The 19,750-nt window shown below is 37.9% G+C and carries 18 protein-coding genes; 4 read left to right on the top strand and 14 right to left on the bottom strand.

Going from position 1 to position 19,750, the window contains the following annotated elements:
• Positions 1–91 precede the first annotated feature (91 nt).
• The 7 genes from rplT to BUA76_RS00825 form a co-directional block, all read right to left on the bottom strand.
• Positions 92–436 (bottom strand): 50S ribosomal protein L20, encoded by a 345-nt coding sequence (gene rplT, locus BUA76_RS00855; protein ID WP_029293267.1) that lies wholly within the window; start codon positions 434–436, stop codon positions 92–94.
• Between the two features lie 121 nt (positions 437–557).
• Positions 558–755 (bottom strand): 50S ribosomal protein L35, encoded by a 198-nt coding sequence (gene rpmI, locus BUA76_RS00850; protein ID WP_002979658.1) that lies wholly within the window; start codon positions 753–755, stop codon positions 558–560.
• A gap of 91 nt (positions 756–846) precedes the next feature.
• On the bottom strand, positions 847–2,616 hold the full coding sequence (locus BUA76_RS00845) for a hypothetical protein (RefSeq protein ID WP_072882714.1): 1,770 nt from the start codon (positions 2,614–2,616) through the stop codon (positions 847–849).
• A 142-nt stretch (positions 2,617–2,758) separates the two neighbouring features.
• Complete coding sequence (locus BUA76_RS00840; protein WP_072882712.1) at positions 2,759–3,322, bottom strand: hypothetical protein; 564 nt, start codon at positions 3,320–3,322, stop codon at positions 2,759–2,761.
• A gap of 233 nt (positions 3,323–3,555) precedes the next feature.
• On the bottom strand, positions 3,556–4,056 hold the full coding sequence (infC, locus tag BUA76_RS00835; RefSeq protein WP_177175308.1) for a translation initiation factor IF-3: 501 nt from the start codon (positions 4,054–4,056) through the stop codon (positions 3,556–3,558).
• A gap of 152 nt (positions 4,057–4,208) precedes the next feature.
• Positions 4,209–6,128, bottom strand: a complete 1,920-nt coding sequence (gene thrS / locus BUA76_RS00830; RefSeq protein WP_072882707.1) for a threonine--tRNA ligase — start codon at positions 6,126–6,128, stop codon at positions 4,209–4,211.
• A gap of 160 nt (positions 6,129–6,288) precedes the next feature.
• Entirely contained in the window at positions 6,289–7,833 is a 1,545-nt protein-coding gene (locus tag BUA76_RS00825; protein WP_072882704.1) for a hypothetical protein, read from the bottom strand.
• A gap of 148 nt (positions 7,834–7,981) precedes the next feature.
• Here BUA76_RS00825 and BUA76_RS00820 point away from each other — a divergent pair, with 148 nt between their 5' ends.
• The 4 genes from BUA76_RS00820 to leuB all read left to right on the top strand — a co-directional run bounded on the left by BUA76_RS00820 (position 7,982) and on the right by leuB (position 12,528).
• Positions 7,982–9,145, top strand: a complete 1,164-nt coding sequence (locus BUA76_RS00820) for a 2-isopropylmalate synthase (RefSeq protein ID WP_072882701.1) — start codon at positions 7,982–7,984, stop codon at positions 9,143–9,145.
• Positions 9,146–9,171: 26 nt separating this feature from the next.
• Positions 9,172–10,554 (top strand): 3-isopropylmalate dehydratase large subunit, encoded by a 1,383-nt coding sequence (gene leuC, locus BUA76_RS00815; RefSeq protein ID WP_072882699.1) that lies wholly within the window; start codon positions 9,172–9,174, stop codon positions 10,552–10,554.
• Positions 10,555–10,817: 263 nt separating this feature from the next.
• Positions 10,818–11,423 (top strand): 3-isopropylmalate dehydratase small subunit, encoded by a 606-nt coding sequence (gene leuD, locus BUA76_RS00810; protein WP_072882697.1) that lies wholly within the window; start codon positions 10,818–10,820, stop codon positions 11,421–11,423.
• Positions 11,407–12,528, top strand: a complete 1,122-nt coding sequence (leuB, locus tag BUA76_RS00805; RefSeq protein WP_072882695.1) for a 3-isopropylmalate dehydrogenase — start codon at positions 11,407–11,409, stop codon at positions 12,526–12,528. Before leuD ends, leuB begins: the two co-directional genes overlap by 17 nt.
• Positions 12,529–12,683: 155 nt before the next feature.
• Here the strand turns inward: leuB and BUA76_RS00800 are convergent, their stop codons facing one another.
• The 7 genes from BUA76_RS00800 to BUA76_RS00770 all read right to left on the bottom strand — a co-directional run bounded on the left by BUA76_RS00800 (position 12,684) and on the right by BUA76_RS00770 (position 19,570).
• A complete protein-coding gene (locus tag BUA76_RS00800) occupies positions 12,684–12,869 on the bottom strand; it encodes a hypothetical protein (RefSeq protein ID WP_072882693.1) in 186 nt (61 codons plus the stop codon).
• Between the two features lie 12 nt (positions 12,870–12,881).
• Positions 12,882–13,487 (bottom strand): DUF4230 domain-containing protein, encoded by a 606-nt coding sequence (locus BUA76_RS00795; RefSeq protein WP_072882691.1) that lies wholly within the window; start codon positions 13,485–13,487, stop codon positions 12,882–12,884.
• A gap of 3 nt (positions 13,488–13,490) precedes the next feature.
• Positions 13,491–14,057 (bottom strand): TlpA family protein disulfide reductase, encoded by a 567-nt coding sequence (locus tag BUA76_RS00790; RefSeq protein ID WP_072882688.1) that lies wholly within the window; start codon positions 14,055–14,057, stop codon positions 13,491–13,493.
• A gap of 1 nt (position 14,058) precedes the next feature.
• Entirely contained in the window at positions 14,059–14,526 is a 468-nt protein-coding gene (locus BUA76_RS00785; RefSeq protein ID WP_072882686.1) for a pyrophosphohydrolase domain-containing protein, read from the bottom strand.
• Positions 14,527–14,771: 245 nt separating this feature from the next.
• Positions 14,772–17,699, bottom strand: a complete 2,928-nt coding sequence (locus tag BUA76_RS00780; RefSeq protein WP_072882684.1) for a reprolysin-like metallopeptidase — start codon at positions 17,697–17,699, stop codon at positions 14,772–14,774.
• Positions 17,700–17,904: 205 nt separating this feature from the next.
• Positions 17,905–18,405, bottom strand: coding sequence for a DinB family protein (locus BUA76_RS00775; protein ID WP_072882682.1), 501 nt, complete (start codon positions 18,403–18,405; stop codon positions 17,905–17,907).
• A gap of 25 nt (positions 18,406–18,430) precedes the next feature.
• Positions 18,431–19,570: an acyl-CoA dehydrogenase family protein gene (locus tag BUA76_RS00770; protein ID WP_072882680.1), complete on the bottom strand. Its 1,140-nt coding sequence runs from the start codon at positions 19,568–19,570 to the stop codon at positions 18,431–18,433.
• Positions 19,571–19,750: the final 180 nt, after the last annotated feature.

Here is a 19,750-nt window from a genome sequence, read left to right as displayed (position 1 = left end):
TTTATATATTTAATAATTTTAGCAAATGTATATAATAAAAAAATCCCAGGCAAAAAAACCCGGGATTTATATTGATAACAAAAATTTTACATTATTTTACTTGATCTACAACTGCTTTGAAAGCTTCAGGGTGATTCATTGCTAAATCTGCTAAAACTTTTCTGTTAAGCTCAATGTTGTTCTTTTTAAGAGCTCCCATAAACTGAGAGTAAGACATTCCGTGCTCTCTGGTTCCCGCGTTGATACGAGTGATCCAAAGTGCTCTGAAATTTCTTTTCTTCTCTTTTCTACCACGGTAAGCATATTGCATTGCTTTTTCTACCGCGTTTTTAGCTACCGTCCAAACGTTCTTTCTTCTTCCGAAATAACCTTTAGCGTGCTTAAAAATTTTCTTTCTTCTAGCTCTTGAAGCTACCGAATTTACTGATCTTGGCATAATTAAATTGTTTTTTTTGAAATGTGCGGTAAATTGTTCCATTACTCTTAGCTGCACCATTTCAGGGTTAAAATGTTGAATTTGTTTTAATTCTTATAAACCGGATATAGATTTATAAAAACTACTTAATTGCTAATTGACGTTGTACACTTTTCTCGTCCACTTTAGCTACGTAAGAAGTAGTAGTAAGATTTCTCTTCTGCTTTGTTTCTTTCTTCGTTAAGATGTGGCTTTTGTAAGCGTTTTTTCTTTTGATCTTACCAGATCCGGTAAGAGCAAAACGTTTCTTAGCACCTGATTTCGTTTTTAATTTTGGCATTGTTTTGCTTTTTATTGTTTTGTTATCAATATATGTTTTTGGTTTCCGGTAATTCCCCGGAAATAATAGTTTGCAAAATTACAAAAAATTATTAATATTTCCTTTGCAATTCTATATTTTCTAAAAACATTTCATTTACCGGAATAAGAGTGATGGTCATTTCCTTATTTCCATAACTGATGTTGGATTCAGCAGAAAATAATTTTGAGGCAGATTGGCTTAATTCCCACTTTTCAGTGTTGAAATTTCTGATGGAAAGAATATATTTTTTCCCTTTTTGAAGATGCCTGAGAAGAGTATTTTTCCTAAAAATACTTTCATTATCTGTATCTGAACTTATAAGATAAGCCGGAATGATAATTTTATTTCCCTGTTTTCTGATTCCGGCACTTTTTCCATATTTATTAAAATATAATATATGTTCGTCATTACTTTGTCTGGCAAGCATTTCCACATAGTTATTCATAAAAACCGGATTGGTTTTCATCTGATCACCCACATTAAAGCGGGGAACAGCACCCATATGATAAATGATAATATCGGGATTTCTTCCGAGAACATAGTTCGCATCGCCCAATTCATGAGCCAGCATCCCGGTGCCGAAATTTTTCGGCGGATGACGCGGTGTGTAGTAGTCATTTAATCCAAGCATATCAACTGTTGGCAGCTCAGAAGCATAAGGAATACAGCCGGCTGCCGTAACCGCAATTAAAGTTGTTTCCGGGAAAGTGTTTTTCAAGGTTTTACCTAAATTCATCCCACGGAATTCCCATCGTTCTTCAATCGCATAATGATTATCCGGAATCACAAGCTGTATAAAAGGGTTAATTAATAATAAAGCAATAAATCCAACCCTGATCATTTTTATTTTAAAGTGAAACTTCATTTCATTCAACCCAAGAATAATAGCAAATACAAGTAAAATCAGCACTACATAATAATGACGAAAGGCCGGAAAAATATCGCCGCCTACCGTCATTATATAAACTGTCCATACCACAATATTCAGCAATAAATAAAATCCGAAAAGATTTTTCTTTTTGTATGCAAGATAAAACAGGCAATACAATCCAAGCGAAGAAAATAATAAAGTCCCGAAGAATGATTTGAAAACATAAAAACCGCCTCTTACAATATGATGTAAGGTTATTTTCACTTTAACCAAAGCGGTATTCGGAACCAGTTCACCATAAAAGTTATACCTGAAAAGGAGTTGCCCCAATAAAAATAAAGCCGGTAAGATTCCTGCGGAAACAAAAACTTTGATAAGATCTTTTCTGCTTTTTCTGAAAATAAAAACTAAAAATAGTGTTGTTAAAATAGTGAACAGAAAACCATCCGGTCTCGTAATTGCCAAAAGTCCAAGCCACAATGACAGAGAATAGATCCGTCCTTTATTTTTATCGTTAATAATTTTCGAAACTTCAGTTAAAGTGAGTGTGAGCAGAAAAATGTATAAAGGCTGCTCCAGTCCGCCAATGGCCCAAACGGTAAAACACGGAGTCGTTACCAAAAGAAATACCGTGAGAAAAACGTATTCTCTCCTGATATTTCTTGTTTTAAAATAAAAACAGATTACAGCCAGTGTACCCACAGAACATGCTATTCCCAATAGTCTGGCTGCAAGGATGAGATTCATTCCCAATTTTCCCAAAGCAGAAATCATCAGAATCCACAACAGGTTGGAATATCCTTCCACAGGATGTCCGTCGTTCCAGGTAAGTCCTTTACCTTCAATAAAACGCTGTGCATAGCGCAGGGAGATAAGACTGTCGTCTGAAAGAAAAGGGTAGTGGTAATAACAGCCTAATGCGAAAATAATCAGAATGAATAAAAAAAAGGAAAAATATCCTATCTTCATGTATTTGAATTAAAAAAATTTAATAATAATTGCAAAATAACAAAAAATTATTAGAGCAAGAGATATTAAGATTTAATAATAAAAACCGCCTGGTGGAAGGGCGGTTTAAATTTAAAATATAGCATGTAAGCGTTTAATTCTTTTAGTAAAAATCACTAAGATCGACTTCGGCAAAGGTTTTTCTTTCTACATTATTTCCACCTAATACTAGCTTGATTCTAATTCCCGCAGGTATAGAACCACCACTTCTGGTATATAATTGCATCTTTATGTGAGGGTTAGATACATTGCCGCTTACCGAACTATTTGTATGCCACAGCGGATTACCATTATTATATATAACAAGGTTTCCGTCATTTTGTGCGATAAGCCACGGTGTTCCACTATCTCGATGCGTGTTTGTACTCCAGATAGCACGCGTAAAGCCCGGTCTATCCTGATATAGTACAAGATTACTATCTCCTTGCATTTCCAATCTGTAGGTGTAGATGTTATACGATAAGCTGATTGATTGGCCCGGATCCAGTCTTTGTGGATGGTTCGTTGTTTCTTTAACGAAAGTTACTGTTGAGGAAATTCCGCGGGCTGCAATTTCTGAAGTTTTTAATTCACTGTTTTTCAGGGTTGCGTTTTCAAATGTTTCATCCTGAGCACAAGAAGTTAATAACAGTGCTGTTGCAAATCCTGTTAAAAGTTTAATTTTCATATTTTATTTATTTGACATTGCAAATATATAAATATTTATGATATATCCCATATTCAAGATATAATATATGTCCGGGAAACCCTTTATTTAAAGTATTTTTAATATAAAATTAAACTTAGGATAATCTCAACTTTGTGATTTATAATATTTTTAAATCAGGTGATTAAATAAAAAAAAGCTCCAATAAATTGAAGCTTTGTATTTTAAATTAACGGAACTACCGCCACCTATAATTATTTAGCCGGTTTTTTAGGACTCATCATCATTATCATTCTTTTTCCTTCAAGCTTAGGAAGCTGATCTACTTTTCCTACGTGCTCCAGTTCCTGGGCAAGCTTTAAAAGAAGAATTTCTCCCTGGTCTTTAAAGATAATCGAACGTCCTTTAAAAAAAACGTAGGTTTTTAACTTTGAACCTTCTTCGAGGAATTTTTCAGCATGCTTCTTCTTAAATTCATAGTCATGTTCGTCGGTTTGAGGTCCGAAACGAATTTCTTTTACTACTACTTTTACCTGCTTGGCTTTAAGTTCCTTCTGTTTTTTCTTTTGCTCGTATAAGAACTTTTTATAGTCCAAAACTCTAGCAATAAACGGTTCAGCCTTATCAGAAATCACTACAAGATCAAGTTCCTGCTCTTGAGCAATCTGCCTTGCTTTTTCTGTAGGATATACTCCCGGCTCTACGTTATCGCCCACTAAACGAAGCTCTCTCACACGAATTTTATCGTTGATCAAGTGAGCGTCCTCCTGTACCGGACGTCTCTGTGGGCCCCTGTTGTTAAATCTTTGTGCTATTGTATTATAATTTTATTGGTTAACTCTAATTTAATTGTTATTCAGAACTCAATGATAACATATTTTTAATTCTGAATTCAGAATCTTTGATTTTAGATCGCAGATTCTTTTTTGAAGTAAGAAACGAAGTCTTCTAAGTTCATTGCTCCCAAATCTCCTTCACCCCGTCTACGTACAGAAATTGTGCCATCCTTCTCTTCATTTTCGCCTATAACCAGCATGAATGGGATTTTATTTAATTCTGCATCACGGATTTTCTTTCCTGTCTTTTCGTTTCTGTTATCAATCTGACCGCTAATATCGTGATTTTCCAAAAATTCTGAAACTTTTTTAGCATAATCTGCATATTTTTCACTGATCGGAAGAATAATAAACTGATCCGGGCTCAGCCAAAGAGGGAAGTCACCGGCTGTATTTTCAAGCAAAATCGCAATAAAACGCTCCATAGAACCAAACGGTGCTCTGTGGATCATTACCGGTCTGTGCTTTTCATTATCGTTTCCGATGTAATGAAGATCAAATCGTTCCGGCAAGTTATAATCCACCTGAATAGTTCCAAGCTGCCATTTTCTTCCTAAGGCATCTTTTACCATGAAATCCAGCTTAGGACCGTAGAATGCAGCTTCACCGTATTCAACAACTGTTTTTAAACCTTTGTTTTTTGCTGCGGTGATGATGGCGTTTTCCGCTTTTTCCCAGTTCTCATCAGAACCGATATATTTTTCTCTGTTATCAGGATCTCTCAAAGAAACCTGAGTCACAAAATCTTCAAAACCCAAAGATCTGAAAACGTACAATACCAAATCGATTACCGCTTCAAATTCTCCCAGCAACTGATCCGGGGTACAGAATAAGTGTGCATCATCCTGAGTAAATCCGCGAACCCTTGTTAATCCGTGAAGTTCTCCCGATTGTTCATATCGGTAAACCGTTCCGAATTCTGCATATCTTTTTGGTAAATCTCTGTAGCTCCATTGTGAAGTTTTATAAATTTCACAGTGATGCGGGCAGTTCATCGGCTTCAGCATGAATTCTTCGCCTTCATTCGGGGTTTTAATCGGCTGGAAGCTGTCTGCGCCATATTTATCCCAATGTCCTGAGGTTACATATAATTCTTTGGCACCAATATGCGGTGACATTACGAATTCGTATCCTCCTTTTTTCTGAGCGGCAGAAAGGAAATTCTCCAGTTTTCTTCTCAAAGCGGTACCTTTTGGCAGCCAAAGCGGCAAACCGGCTCCTACTTTTTCAGAGAAAGCAAAAATTCCTAATTCCTTACCTAATTTTCTATGATCTCTTCTTTTTGCTTCTTCCAATCTTTCAAGATATTCAGTCAGCTCTTTCTGTTTCGGGAAAGAAATACCGTACACTCTTGTTAACTGAGGATTTTTTTCATTTCCTCTCCAGTAAGCTCCGGCTGCATTTAAAATCTTTACCGCTTTTACAATACTGGTATTCGGAATATGTCCTCCACGGCATAAGTCTGTGAAATCATCGTGGGTTACAAAAGTAATTTCACCGTCGTTAAGATTAGAAATCAGTTCTACCTTATAAGGATTATCTGCATATACTTTTAAAGCTTCTTCTTTAGAAACCGGGTATAGAGAGAACGTTGAGCCTTTTTTCGCATTTTCCAATACTTTTTTCTCAATCTTCTCAAAATCTTTTTCAGATAAGCTTTCGTCTCCGAAATCTACATCATAGTAGAATCCGCTTTCGATAGCAGGACCGATGGTTAACTTAGCATTAGGATAAAACTCAAGGATAGCCTGTGCCAGAAGGTGGGCAGAAGAATGCCAGAACGCTTTCTTTCCAAGATCATCATTCCAGGTAAGCAACTGTACCGTAGAATCCGTGGTGATAGGCGTGGTCGTCTCTACTTGTTTGTCGTTAACAATTGCGGAAATGGTATTTCTAGCCAATCCCTCGCTTATAGATTTTGCCACATCTAGCGGAGTTACTCCTGCCTCGAATTCTTTGACACTACTGTCTGGAAGTGTAATTTTTATCATTGTTTACTAAGAAATTTTAAGATGCAAAAATACGGAATTTTTATTTAAAATGCTACAGATGTATCTATTTGACGGAAGATTTAATACTAAAAAGCAAATAAAACCGTTTTTAAAGATTGAAATAATATCAACCTTTTAATTATGAATATGTTGGAATTATTTAATGAGCTCTTTTATATCTCACTTTCTCTTTAATAATTTCGATAACGTCAACATTTCTCACTTTAGATTTTACCCAGCCATGAATATCGATGTATAATAAAGACCTTCTGTAATATTCATTACCGGCAAAAACCTGGAGTTTCTTATCAAATTCTTTAAAAGATTCCAACTGATTGTGAGGCGTTAAATTATTCAGATTTTTAAAGAAGTTTACACTTTCAAAATGAAATTCATCCGGTTTTTTCATTTTTTTTGCAAACTTCAACGTTGCTTTTATAAACTCGTCATAATCTTCATCATTTCCGGATTCATATTTTGCCATTAAAATCAAAATCCTTGTATGAAACAGCAGGTCTTCCTGTACATTTCCTTTGGATTCAATAACTTTCAATGCATATCGTATCGATTCTTTGAACTTTCGGCTTCCGAAGAACATAGCCGCCATTTTAAGATATAAAATCATAAAATGATGTTCATCAATTTTATCACGGAGCCTATCCATTTTAAGCTCAATTTCAGGAATTATTTTCGTACCGGAGAAGAATTCGCCTTTCACAAAGTGAATATTCATTAACGTATTATAATGCGTCAGAAAAATAAGCGACTGCAGGTTTTCATTTTGAGCAAAACTTGAAGAATAGACTGCTTCGTTAAACTTCCTGAAACGGTCTTCCAGAATATCAATATTTCCGTACAGAAAAAGAACTTTCAGAAGATAAGTATTTCCTTTGATATACCATACGGGATGACTCATAATCATCTCCGGATTGTTATGAAAAAGATCCACCCAAAGAAAGGCATATTTTAGAGTGTACTTATATTCCTGGAGAAGCTGGTTTTTCCAGACATGCGCTTTGAAATACCATAATTTTTCCGTGAAATTTAGTTTTTCAAAGGTTATTTTCTGAATCTGTGCATTAAATATTTTCATGATTTCAGCACGCTCTTCATCCGTTTTTACATAACCGTGCGTCAGCATTTCACTGTATAATTTCAGAGATAAATTAGAAAGTTCCGTGGCATAATGATTCTGTTTGCTGATTTCGGTGGACTGCCTGATCAGTTCTTCAGCCCGTCCTTCAATACTTCTTGTAATAAACTGTGATTCAATTACTTTTTCAAGGTCGATAATTTCGGAAGCAATGGTCTTTTCATCAAGCTCAAGAGCAGTCTGTTTTGTTTTATCTAAAATTTTCAAAGCCTGTTTATATAAACCTTTTTGATACAGAATATTGGCGAAATCCAACTGTTCACGTAGCTGGATCCTGTAATTCTGATGACTCGGATTCATCCGTAAACTTACCAGAATCTGTTTGTAAAGATGTGCTTTCAGATTAGATAACTGCTGTTTTGTTGAAATTTTCTTCTGAACAATGATGCTTTCATCATATTCTTTCATCTTTTCGATTTCAGAAAAAAGCAACAGGAACTTTGCGTCCACATTGATCCCGAGGCGATTTACATACAACCTGAATTGCCGTTTTTCCGAGGTCGTAAGCGACTTAATAAGGACAAATAAAAAATCTTTATGCAATTCTGCCATTGTAAATTTTTAATTTTTAAAATATTGATAAACAGTAATTTAAATTCAATTTATAACATTTTGAATATTGTAATTTTTGTAAAAAAAGGAAATGAATAAACGTTTCATCTTTTTAGTTTTGAATCAAAATTAAGTAAAATACTTCATTATGAATTCCGAAAAAGTTGAAATTTTTGACACCACACTGCGGGACGGAGAGCAGGTTCCGGGCTGTAAACTGAATACGGAGCAGAAACTGGCAATTGCAGAAAAGCTTGATGAACTTGGGGTTGATATTATTGAAGCAGGTTTCCCCATTTCCAGTCCGGGAGATTTTCATTCGGTTTCTGAAATTTCAAAACTCGTGAAGAATGCAAAAGTCTGCGGATTGACAAGAGCCAATCAGAAAGATATTGATGTAGCTGCTGAAGCACTTAAATTTGCAAAAAGACCAAGAATTCACACAGGAATCGGAACTTCGGATTCCCATATTAAATATAAATTCAATTCCAACAGGGAAGATATTATTGAAAGAGCGGTACAGGCTGTAAAGTATGCCAAAACTTTTGTGGAAGATGTAGAGTTTTACGCCGAAGATGCGGGAAGAACCGACAATGATTATCTTGCAAAAGTCTGTGAAGAAGCCATAAAAGCAGGAGCTACGGTTCTTAATATTCCTGATACAACAGGATATTGCCTTCCCGAAGAATACGGACAAAAGATAAAATACCTGAAAGAAAATGTAAAAGGTATTGAAAAAGCAGTGCTGTCATGTCACTGTCATAATGATCTGGGATTAGCGACTGCTAATTCAATTTCCGGTGTCATCAATGGAGCAAGACAGATCGAATGTACCATCAACGGGCTTGGAGAAAGAGCCGGAAATACAGCTTTGGAGGAGGTTGTCATGATTCTGAAACAACATAAAAATTTAAAATTATACACAGAGGTCAATTCCAAAATGCTCAATTACATGAGTGTTTTGGTGTCTGATCTGATGGGAATGCCGGTGCAGCCTAACAAAGCTATTGTTGGTGCAAATGCCTTTGCGCACAGTTCCGGAATTCATCAGGACGGCGTCATTAAAAACAGGGAAACCTACGAAATTATTGATCCTGCTGAAGTGGGTGTTAATGCTTCAACCATTGTGCTTACTGCCAGAAGCGGTCGTTCGGCATTGGCTTACCGGTTCAAGAATATCGGATTTGATGTTACTAAAAACGAACTGGATTTTTTATATCAGGAATTCCTCAAAATGGCTGACCGTAAAAAAGAAATTGATAATAATGACTTAACTGCCATCATCGAAAGAGTAACGAGAAAAATAGGATAGCAGACTGTTTTCAATTATACAAGATAATGAATATTGAGAAAAAAACACTTTTTGACAAAGTCTGGGATGCTCACGTTGTAGAAACGATTCCCGACGGACCTCAAATCATATACATCGACAAGCACCTGATTCACGAGGTAACAAGCCCGCAGGCTTTTGCAGAACTGGAATCCAGGAACCTGGAAGTTTTCAGGCCAAAGCAAATTGTGGCGACTGCCGATCACAATGTTCCGACATGGGACCAGGACAAGCCGATACGGGATGAATCTTCCAGAAACCAGGTTCAGCAATTAACGGAAAACTGCAGAAAAAACAATATCGAGTTGTATGGTCTGGGACATCCTTACCAGGGGATTGTTCACATTATTGCTCCGGAGCTGGGAATTACCCAACCGGGAATGAGCATCGTTTGCGGCGACAGCCATACTTCTACGCATGGTGCTTTCGGATCAATTGCTTTCGGGATCGGGACCAGTCAGGTAGCACAGGTTTTTGCGAGCCAGTGCTTATTGCTGAATAAGCCTAAATCCATGAGAATTACCGTAAACGGTCAATTAAATAAGAATGTTCAGCCGAAAGATGTGATTCTGTACATCATTTCAAAAGTCGGGACCGATGGAGGAACAGGCTATTTCTGCGAGTATGCCGGAAATGTTTTTGAAGAAATGTCGATGGAAGGGAGAATGACCGTCTGCAACATGAGCATCGAAATGGGAGCCCGCGGCGGAATGATTGCTCCGGATGAGACTACTTTCAACTATGTTAAAGGGCGAAAATTTGCTCCGGAAGGAGAGGAATGGGAAGAGAAACTGGAGTACTGGAAAACCCTGAAGTCCGATGAAGATGCTGTTTTCGATGCTGAATTTTCGTTTGAAGCTTCTGAAATTTATCCGATGGTAACCTACGGAACCAATCCGGGAATGGGAATTTCGATCAGCCAGAACATTCCGGATCCGCAAAATGATTCTGAAGAAAAGGCTTTGAAATACATGGGATTAACAGCCGGACAGGCACTTTCTGATATTAGGGTGAATTATGTTTTTATCGGAAGCTGCACCAATGCCAGAATTGAAGATTTCCGTTCGGCGGCAAATTACATTAAAGGAAAAAGAAAATCGGAACACGTTCATGCCTTAATTGTTCCGGGTTCTCAGCAGGTAGCCAAACAAATATATGAAGAGGGCCTCGACACCATTTTTACGGAAGCCGGATTTCAGATCAGGCAGCCCGGATGTTCGGCCTGTCTGGCGATGAACGATGATAAAATCCCGGAAGGAGAATATTGCGTTTCGACTTCCAACAGGAATTTTGAAGGAAGACAGGGACAGGGTGCAAGAACGATTCTTGCAAGTCCGTTAACGGCTGCAAAAGTTGCCGTAGAAGGGAAAATTTCGGCTTTTGAAAACTGATGGTCAAGTGAATTTTACTTGGTAAGTGAATGGTGAATGGTGAATCTTAAAATTGACAATTGACTCACGAAGTGAAATTAACCATTCACTCTTTTAGCCCCGATAGAAACGGTTACCCCGGAGCAAGCGTTAGAGAGATGCTGAGTATAAGGATTTAGCATTGGAGAAGGCAGGAAGAATGGGAGCGAGGAGTATGAGTGGATAGCGGGAAAAAGCTCCTGAAAAAATTAATTTATAATTAAAACTATTTTGATTCAGAAAAAATGCAAAAATTAGTCATGATACAATCCCGGGCAATTCCGTTGCCTGTAGAAAATATAGATACCGACCAGATTATTCCGGCCCGGTTTTTAAAAAGTATTGATAAAAAAGGGTTTGGGGAGAATCTTTTCAGAGACTGGCGTTATGATGTTCATACAAACGAACCCAACCCGGATTTTGTATTAAACAATCCTAAATATTCAGGTGAGATATTGGTAGCCGGAAATAATTTCGGTTGCGGAAGCAGTCGGGAGCACGCGGCGTGGGCTTTGACGGATTATGGTTTTAAGGCTGTTATATCCAGCTTTTTCGCTGATATTTTTAAAGGAAATGCTCTAAATAACGGGTTGCTTCCGGTAAAAGTTTCCGAAAGGTTTTTAAAAGAAATCTTAAATGACATTACTGAAAATCCCGAAAAAGAAATTTTTGTAGATGTTGAAAAACAGACGGTAAGCTTTGGGGACCTTTCCGAGTATTTTGAAATTGATCCCTACAAAAAAATCTGCCTGATGAACGGGTATGATGATATTGATTTCCTGATCAGCCGAAAAAAGGTTATTCAGGAATTTGAATTAAAAACGCAGAAGATTTATGAAAACAAGTTTTAAAATTGCCGTTCTTCCTGGAGACGGAATCGGCCCGGAGGTAGTGAACGAAAGCACGAAAATCCTGAATGCAATTGGCGAAGCTTTTAATTATACCTTTGAATTTACCTACGGATTGATGGGCGCGGAAGCGATTTTCAAGACGGGAAATCCTTTGCCGGAAGAAACGCTGCAGATTTGTAAAGAGTCCGATGCCGTGCTTTTCGGAGCCATCGGGGATCCGTCTTTTGATAATAATCCTGACGCAAAAGTGCGGCCTGAACAGGGACTCCTAAAACTCCGTAAGGAACTTGGGCTTTTTGCCAACATCCGTCCTTTAAAAACATATGCTTCCCTGATCGATAAAAGCCCGTTAAAACGAGAGGTTATTGAAGGAACTGACATTCAGATTTTCCGGGAACTGGTTAGCGGAATTTATTTCGGTGAAAAATTTACGGATGAAGAGGCCGGGTATGCGTATGATATTTGTAAATATAACCGTGATGAAATTGCACCGATTGTTCACATGGCTTTCCAGGAAGCGCAAAAACGCAGGAAAAAATTAACCCTGATTGATAAGGCTAACGTTTTAGATACTTCCAGATTATGGAGAAAGGTTTGTAAAGAAATTGCGCAGGAATATCCAGATGTGGAACTTGATTTTATGTTTGTGGATAATGCGGCGATGCAGTTAATTTTAAATCCGAAGCAGTTTGATGTTATTGTAACAGAAAACATGTTCGGCGATATTATTTCGGATGAAGCCAGTGTGATCGGCGGTTCTATCGGTCTGCTTCCATCCGCATCGATCGGAAACGAAAATGCTTTGTTTGAGCCTATACACGGATCTTATCCTCAGGCAAAAGGGAAGGGAATTGCCAATCCTGTAGCGTCTGTTCTGAGTACAGCGATGATGCTGGATTATCTTGAATTGGATCAGGCGGCCGAAAAATTAAGACAGTCTGTAGAATATGCTATTGAAAACAAATATGTAACGGTAGATCTGAATGCTGATCAGTATTATTCAACAAGCGAAGTGGGAAGCTTCATTGCCGATTACATCAAATATTCTGAAAAGTCCTATTATAATTTTGAAAATGTGAAACTCGGAAAATCCACGATTGTCTGATTTTAAAATATAATTTCGCTTCGCTGAAAATTAGATAATATAGTTAACAGTCCATAAAATTCAGACGGCGGAGCGAATTTTTATATGGTTTGATTTTTATTTGTATATTTTTTTTCTAAAAAGGTTCCGCTTTTCATAAGCAGAACCTTTTTATTTTATTCTTCAATATTATCCGTTTTTCCGGATTTATTGTTTTTTGAAGATTTCTGAACGTCTTCCTTATCTACATCCGAAGGGTTTGTTTTCTTTGATGATGCCGGAATATTCGGGAAATCCTCGTTTTGCTTTTTTGTTTCTGCCGTGTTTGCAGATTCCTGTTTTTTGTTTTCTTCTGAGTCCATTGCTTTTAAATTTTACAGTTTTAGAACACCCAGCTTGCCTGTCTGGTCTTCTATTGTATAATTCAAAGCCTTTGCCAAAACGAAAATGGTATTCAGATTTTCCATGAGCTGCTGTTTGCCTTCACCTTTTAACCTGTTCTGATCAATGGAATTAATGGCCGTAGTTTTGGCCTTCTGCGTCACGTTTTTAATGTCTTTTTCAGAAATCCTGTTGAAGAAAGAATCATCCAGCGACTGGATTTCCACACTTGGGGTAATTCTTATCTCCGGTTCCGGCAGTTCTCTTATAATCAATTTTTTATTAACGGAATCCACTTCCATTTTCATCTTGTTAAGATCATACGAAACCTGCGCATTGGTTTTGGTATAGGTAATAATACTGTTGCTGGATACTTCCTTTCCGAAAAACTCGTAGCCCATTTTGGTCTTCTGCATGGAGGACGTATTCTGCTCCAGAACCACCATTTTATTCATTTTTGAGATTTGATTGGTCAGAATATAATAATCTGACTTTTCGGTTTTCTCAGCAGGATTTAAACAGGATCTGAAACTGAAAAACAGGATCATCATCAAAATGACTCCTGCCAGAAACGGTAATATTACTTTTAAATTTCTCAAGATTTATTTGCTAAAAATTTCTTTGATTACGGACTGATCGTCTTTTTTTAATATTTCAACAAGATCTCTTTCAATATATCCTGTTGTCGGCATTTCTATAATTCTGCCGATTTCCTTGCCATATCGCTCTACAATAATCGTAGGTACCTTCTGAACGTTATACGTTGCTTCATCTCCCGTTGGCGATTCTTTTTTACGGTTGACAGCAATAATGGTAAGTCTGCTTTCAGGGTATTTTACATCCTCCAGAATTTTCATGAGGCGCGGAAAATCCCTGTGGCTGTCTTCACACCATGTTCCCATAAAAACGATCATATTATAAGAATTGATCTTCGCTTTTTTAAGCTCGCTGATGGCTTTCTGGTCCAGTGCATATTCATCGTGCTCTTTTACATACCAGTCGGCATAAGGAGCTTCCAGGAATTTTGATTTCAGCTGATTTCCCAACAGCATTTTGCCATCGTCGGTAGTTTCCACTTCGCGGCCCACCACAACTTTTTGTGCAGAAAGCTGCTGAACGGCCAGGAACAATACAGATACCGCAAGGATACTCTTAATAATTTTTTTCATTCTATTTTTCAATAATTGTCTTCAGATCGGCAGGAGAATAATATTTATTTTTCAGGACTTTATGATCTGCTTTCCTGTATACATTATACTTTTCGCCTGATTTTTCGTAAAATGATTCTACACCTTTTTCTTTGTAGAATTCTACGGTTTCCTGTGCCTGCTCTTCATTATCACATGCTTTCGACATGTTGGATCGCTGCACTTCGTTGAACAGTTCTACAAATTTACTGCCAAGTCCGAATTCCAGAACCGCACCACTTAATACATACTGAAGATCACACAATGCATCGGCAATTTCTACAATGTTATTATCTGTAATGGCCTGCTTTAATTCATTGAGTTCTTCCTGTAAAAGTTCAACCCTTAAATTGCATCTTTCCGGTGAAGGAATCTGCGGGGTATCTAAAATAGGGGCTTTAAAAGTGGTGTGGAATTCTGCTACCTGGTTCAGACTGTCAATTTTATCCATGAATATTTTTTATTTAGGCAAATATAAAAATTAGGTTTCATAAAATCAGGATTGATGAGTTGAGTTTTTACAATTAAATGAAAATCATTTGTTGTGAATGTCAATGGTGAATTGTGAATTATTGATTCCTGATTATAACAAGATCAATAATCAATCATCATTTATTACTCATTACTAATTGCTCATTACCCATAAAAAAAGACTGCCCGTTTCCGGACAGCCTTTCAGTTTAAATTGATTGGTTATTAGTTTTTAATGAATCTCTTGGAGGTTTCTCCGATCTGAATCATATAAGCTCCTTTGATAAGGCTGCTCACATTTACAGAACCTCTTTCAAGTTTCCCAGAGTTGATTAGTTTTCCACCCATATCGAAGATTTTATAATCTTCTGCCTTCGTATTTGAAATATATAAAATGTCTTTTACCGGGTTCGGATACAGTTTAACATCTGTGATAAGATCTTTTGTGCCAACTTCACCTCTTCCGGAAGATAGGATATTTAAAGTGTAATCTTCCACCTGTCCGTAAGTATACGTTCCGCACGAAGATGAAGGCACAGAGCTGTACTGCATCATCACTCGCATTCTTGTGCTTCCTAAAACAGCTGTTGAAGGAATGGTGATAGAACCTGTTGCGGGACTCGTGGTAGAACCTGTTTTAGACCAAGCCAGTTCGCCACTGTCTGTAAAGTCTCCGTCTCCGTTGTAATCAATATACACAGCGTAAGCTTCACTGTAAACGGTAGAAGTCCAAACCGGAGTTATAGAAATGGTGTAAGACGTTCCTCTTGTAACATTGGTAGAGATTGATGTGAAATTTTCATAACCGGCAGTTCCTGTAGAAGTGTTGTTAATCGTACCGAATTTTACATTACCGATTCTTTCATCGGCTGTATTATTTGCAGAAGCAGAGCAATAAGAAACCGTACTTCCTGCCAGTGTAGTTACACTTACCGAGTTGCTTGAAGATGAAACATTTCCTGCCGCATCTTTTGCTCTAATGGAGAATGTATATGTTGTGGAAGGACTAAGACTTGTCACCGTATACGATGTAGAAGCCGTTGAACCGATCAATGACGCTCCCTGATACACATCGTAGCCTGTCACCGCAACATTATCCGTTGCTCCGGACCATGAAAGATTAGTACTTGTAGAAGTTGTTCCTGAAGCAGCAAGAGTAGGAGCGGTAGGAGCTGTTGTATCTACTGTTCCGGATCCCGCATTTACCGTGATATTGGCATTGTTTACATCAAAGAAAATATGATTGGATCCTTTCACCATAATTCTTCCCGTGGTGGTAGATGAATTAGGAATTATCACTGCCTGAGAACCGTCGTTTGGTGTTCCCGCAAGCAGGGTAGTCCATGTATTTCCGCTGTCCGTTGACCAAAGAATATCAACATTGGCTGCATTGACGCCGTTTGCGGTAGTTCCTGCAACATTCCACGTTACGGTTTGAGAAGTTCCTCCGGTATATGTTGTGGCCGAATTTTGTGAACTTACACTGAAAGGTCCTGCTGTTCCGTTTACGGTGATCACCGCATCATCAGAATTATTCCCTGAACCACCCGCTCTGTTGTCGCGAACCGTAAATCTGAAATTATACGTTCTGGCTACATTGGATAAAGCCTCCACAGTGATCTCTGAACCAGCTGTTGTTGTAGCTCCGGCCAATACAGAAGCCATTCTCGGGAAATACCTTACCGGCGAAGCGGTTGGCGTAAAGGATCTGAAAGTAGGCCCTGAAGCTTTGGTAGCACTGGCTGCCGAACTTGCTCCGGTCTGGGATGAAGAAGCATTATCCATCTGTTCCCAGATATAGGTTAACGAATCTCCGTTGGCATCCGTTCCTGTTCCTGTTAACATAAAGGGTGTTCCTTTCGGTATGGTATAATCTGAGCCTGCATTAGCCGTAGGAATTGAATTCCCGGTATTGGTGCTTACAGGACAGGTTTTAGCTTTAATATTATTGGTAATCTGCTGAATGCTGATCGCATGAAAGAAAGCATCAGAATGCGGCTGGATATCCTGGCTTGTAATTCCTGCATATCCCATAATAGTTGATCCTGATCCCGGTTCCATGTTGGCTCCCGTTCCTTCATTGCTCATGGAGAAGGTATGGTTTCCGCCGAACTGGTGCCCCATTTCGTGGGCTACATAATCAATGTCGAAATTATCTCCCGAAGGAATTCCGTCTGCCGGAGAGGTATAACCGCTTCCTTTCGATCCGTTGGTACAAACACAGCCGATGCAGCCTGCATTTCCTCCGCCTCCGGAAGCTCCGAACAAGTGACCGATGTCATAATTGGCTTCGCCGATAACTGATGTTAACGTCGACTGCAGCTGAGAGTTCCAGTTGTTCATCTGTGCAGCAGCAGAGTAGGGATCTGATGAAGCACTGGTATAAATTACCGCATCATTATTGGAAATCAAAACCATTCTCGCCGAAAAATCTTTTTCAAAAACGCCGTTTACACGGGTCATGGTGTTGTTCATTGCAGCTAAGGCATTGGCTTTGGTTCCTCCGAAATAAGCGGTATATTCTCCTGTACAGGAAAGTGCAAGTCTGAAGGTTCTCAACTTGGCATCATCCGCGTTGGGCCTTGCAGTGACGTTACTTGTAGCAGCGCCTTTCTGGGCAACATCAAGTACGGTACATTCAAATTTATTAAGATCGTCTTTTTTATCAGATTTTTTGTACACGATATATGTAGAAAGATCTTTGGTGTATGGTTCAATAAAAACTGCTGATTTGTCACCGTAAATTTCCATGGATGAAAGTCCTAATGGCGAAACACTGAAATAAACAGTTGAAGATGGATTTTCAAGGCCCTCACCGACGTATGATTTTATATCGGGATATTTTGCCGCCAATTGAGGATCGAAATTGGAATTTTCGCGGACTTTGAAGTTTTCCATTCTTCCTTCAGCATTGGGAAAAGAAATGATAATTTCAGATTTTTCTCCTGCGGCAAGTCTTTTAGGAGCTTTAGCAAGAACATTTTTTAATCCGTTGATATCAAGGCTGTAGATTTTAGGATTAATAATGCTGCTTTTGTTTTCAAAGATACCTGAAGTTGCTTTTGCTGAACTCGAAGACCAGAGATGATCGGTCTGCGCGAAGGAAATGCCGGATAGAAAAAGCATTCCCAACAACGATAATTGTTTTTTCATATAAATTCTTGTTTGATTGTGGAATACCAAATCTAATAAAAATATGATTACGAAAAACAAAATTTTTTAAGAATATTTTAGATATTTCATCTAAATAATTATGCAATACATTGAATGTTTGAATTTTTATAATTTCTCCAGAAAAGAAAATAGCACACGCAAAACACGTGTGCTATTCACTTTTTAATGATATAATTCTAATTTTTTAAAAAGAGTTATCATCCGCAGTCGGACCATAGATTCCGGGAACATTATTTCCGGTTGATCTTAAATAAACAATTAATTCGCCTCTATGATGATATAAATGATTAAACAGAAAACCACGAACCACCTGAATTTTCGGCATTGGAGGAAAAATTACGTTTCCGTTCATTTCCATTCTCCAGTCATTCATTGCGGTACTTTCATCCCAGTTATTCAATGCTTCATGTGCTCTGGCTACATTTTCTTCAAACTTTTCCACGATGTTCTTTGCTATTGAAATGTCACCCTTGTCATATTGATAGGTTCCCATATCAAAAACATCTTTGTTAAAAGTGTCTTCATACCAGTTGTAAACTTCCGCAATATGGGAAGCCAGCTGTGCTGTTGTCCAGTTTTTCTCGGAAGGCTTCCATTCCAATGCGCTGTCCGGGATGGCATTTAAAAGTTTTCTGGTGCTCTCTGCCTCATGCAGGAATTCACCCAAAAGAGCTTGTTTAATCATTTGTATTTATTTTAAAAATGTTTTTTTATTTTGTAATATCTCTTCCGATTACCAGTCTCTGGATTTCAGAAGTTCCTTCTCCGATGGTACAAAGCTTGGAATCTCTATAGAATTTTTCAGCAGGAAAATCTTTGGTATATCCATATCCTCCGAATATCTGAACTGCATTATTTGCAATCCTTACACAAGCTTCAGATGCATATAATTTTGCCATTGCTCCTTCCTTCGTCATTTTCTGTTTTGCATTTTTTAGAGTAGCTGCTCTCTGGATCAATAATTCCGCTGCATCAATTTCAGTTGCCATATCAGCCAGCATAAAGTTAATGGCCTGGAACTCTGAAATTGATTTTCCGAACTGCTGTCTTTCTTTGGCATATTTTAAAGCTGCCTTGTAAGCTCCTCGTGCGGTTCCCAAACTTAGTGCAGCGATAGAGATTCTTCCTCCGTCAAGGATTTTCATGGCTTGTTTAAAACCTTCTCCTACTTCTCCCAATCGGTGAGAATCCGGAACACGTACATTATCAAAAATAAGCTCTGCTGTTTCAGAAGCTCTCATCCCTAGTTTATTTTCTTTTTTTCCTGAACTGAAACCAGGCATTCCTTTTTCCAGTACAAAAGCGGTAGAGTTGTTCTTTGCGCCTTTTTCTCCAGTTCTGGTCATTACTACCGCGATATCACCAGAAATTGCGTGGGTAATAAAATTTTTAGCACCGCTGATAATCCATTCATCACCATCTTTTACGGCAGTAGTGGACATTCCGCCGGAATCAGAACCTGTATTATGTTCAGTAAGACCCCATGCACCGATTACTTTTCCTGATGCAAGCTGAGGAAGCCATTTATTTCTCTGCTCTTCGTTCCCAAATTCATAAATATGATTGGTACAAAGAGAATTGTGTGCTGCTACGGAGAGACCGATAGAAGGATCAACCTGAGAGATCTCATCCAGAATGGTAACGTATTCGTGATATCCAAGACCTGAACCTCCATATTGCTCAGGAATAACAATTCCCATAAACCCCATTTCTCCTAATTCATGAAACAAATCTTTAGGGAACGTCTGACTTTCATCCCACTCCATAATATTAGGTCTAATATTCTTTTCAGCAAACTCTTTTGCTGTTTCCGCTATCATTTTAATGTTGTCAATAGTCTCTGTATTCATATAGATATATAGTTAATTCCCAAAGATAATTAAATTGACGGAACGTCCAAAAAAATTATTCAAAGCATTCTACTAGTGTTGCAAATTTTTAATTTCCAGGTTTTTATATTTTAAAAGTTAATGATATTTTAATAAAAAAACCGAACTTTAAGGAGATTAATTTACTATTTTAGACCCCCA

The organism is Chryseobacterium takakiae, assembly GCF_900129385.1.
GTDB classification, from domain to species: domain Bacteria; phylum Bacteroidota; class Bacteroidia; order Flavobacteriales; family Weeksellaceae; genus Chryseobacterium; species Chryseobacterium takakiae.
Note: the sequence above shows the minus strand (reverse complement) of the source record. Positions and strands in the feature narration are given on the sequence as shown.

Excerpts from the sequence above, each read along its gene's own strand:
- rplT (WP_029293267.1), bottom strand. The coding sequence starts at position 436 with ATGCCAAGATCAGTAAATTCGGTAGCTTCAAGAGCTAGAAGAAAGAAA.
- rpmI (WP_002979658.1), bottom strand. The coding sequence starts at position 755 with ATGCCAAAATTAAAAACGAAATCAGGTGCTAAGAAACGTTTTGCTCTT.
- BUA76_RS00845 (WP_072882714.1), bottom strand. The coding sequence starts at position 2,616 with ATGAAGATAGGATATTTTTCCTTTTTTTTATTCATTCTGATTATTTTC.
- BUA76_RS00840 (WP_072882712.1), bottom strand. The coding sequence starts at position 3,322 with ATGAAAATTAAACTTTTAACAGGATTTGCAACAGCACTGTTATTAACT.
- thrS (WP_072882707.1), bottom strand. The coding sequence starts at position 6,128 with ATGATAAAAATTACACTTCCAGACAGTAGTGTCAAAGAATTCGAGGCA.
- BUA76_RS00825 (WP_072882704.1), bottom strand. The coding sequence starts at position 7,833 with ATGGCAGAATTGCATAAAGATTTTTTATTTGTCCTTATTAAGTCGCTT.
- BUA76_RS00820 (WP_072882701.1), top strand. The coding sequence starts at position 7,982 with ATGAATTCCGAAAAAGTTGAAATTTTTGACACCACACTGCGGGACGGA.
- leuC (WP_072882699.1), top strand. The coding sequence starts at position 9,172 with ATGAATATTGAGAAAAAAACACTTTTTGACAAAGTCTGGGATGCTCAC.
- leuD (WP_072882697.1), top strand. The coding sequence starts at position 10,818 with ATGCAAAAATTAGTCATGATACAATCCCGGGCAATTCCGTTGCCTGTA.
- leuB (WP_072882695.1), top strand. The coding sequence starts at position 11,407 with ATGAAAACAAGTTTTAAAATTGCCGTTCTTCCTGGAGACGGAATCGGC.
- BUA76_RS00800 (WP_072882693.1), bottom strand. The coding sequence starts at position 12,869 with ATGGACTCAGAAGAAAACAAAAAACAGGAATCTGCAAACACGGCAGAA.
- BUA76_RS00790 (WP_072882688.1), bottom strand. The coding sequence starts at position 14,057 with ATGAAAAAAATTATTAAGAGTATCCTTGCGGTATCTGTATTGTTCCTG.
- BUA76_RS00785 (WP_072882686.1), bottom strand. The coding sequence starts at position 14,526 with ATGGATAAAATTGACAGTCTGAACCAGGTAGCAGAATTCCACACCACT.
- BUA76_RS00780 (WP_072882684.1), bottom strand. The coding sequence starts at position 17,699 with ATGAAAAAACAATTATCGTTGTTGGGAATGCTTTTTCTATCCGGCATT.
- BUA76_RS00775 (WP_072882682.1), bottom strand. The coding sequence starts at position 18,405 with ATGATTAAACAAGCTCTTTTGGGTGAATTCCTGCATGAGGCAGAGAGC.
- BUA76_RS00770 (WP_072882680.1), bottom strand. The coding sequence starts at position 19,570 with ATGAATACAGAGACTATTGACAACATTAAAATGATAGCGGAAACAGCA.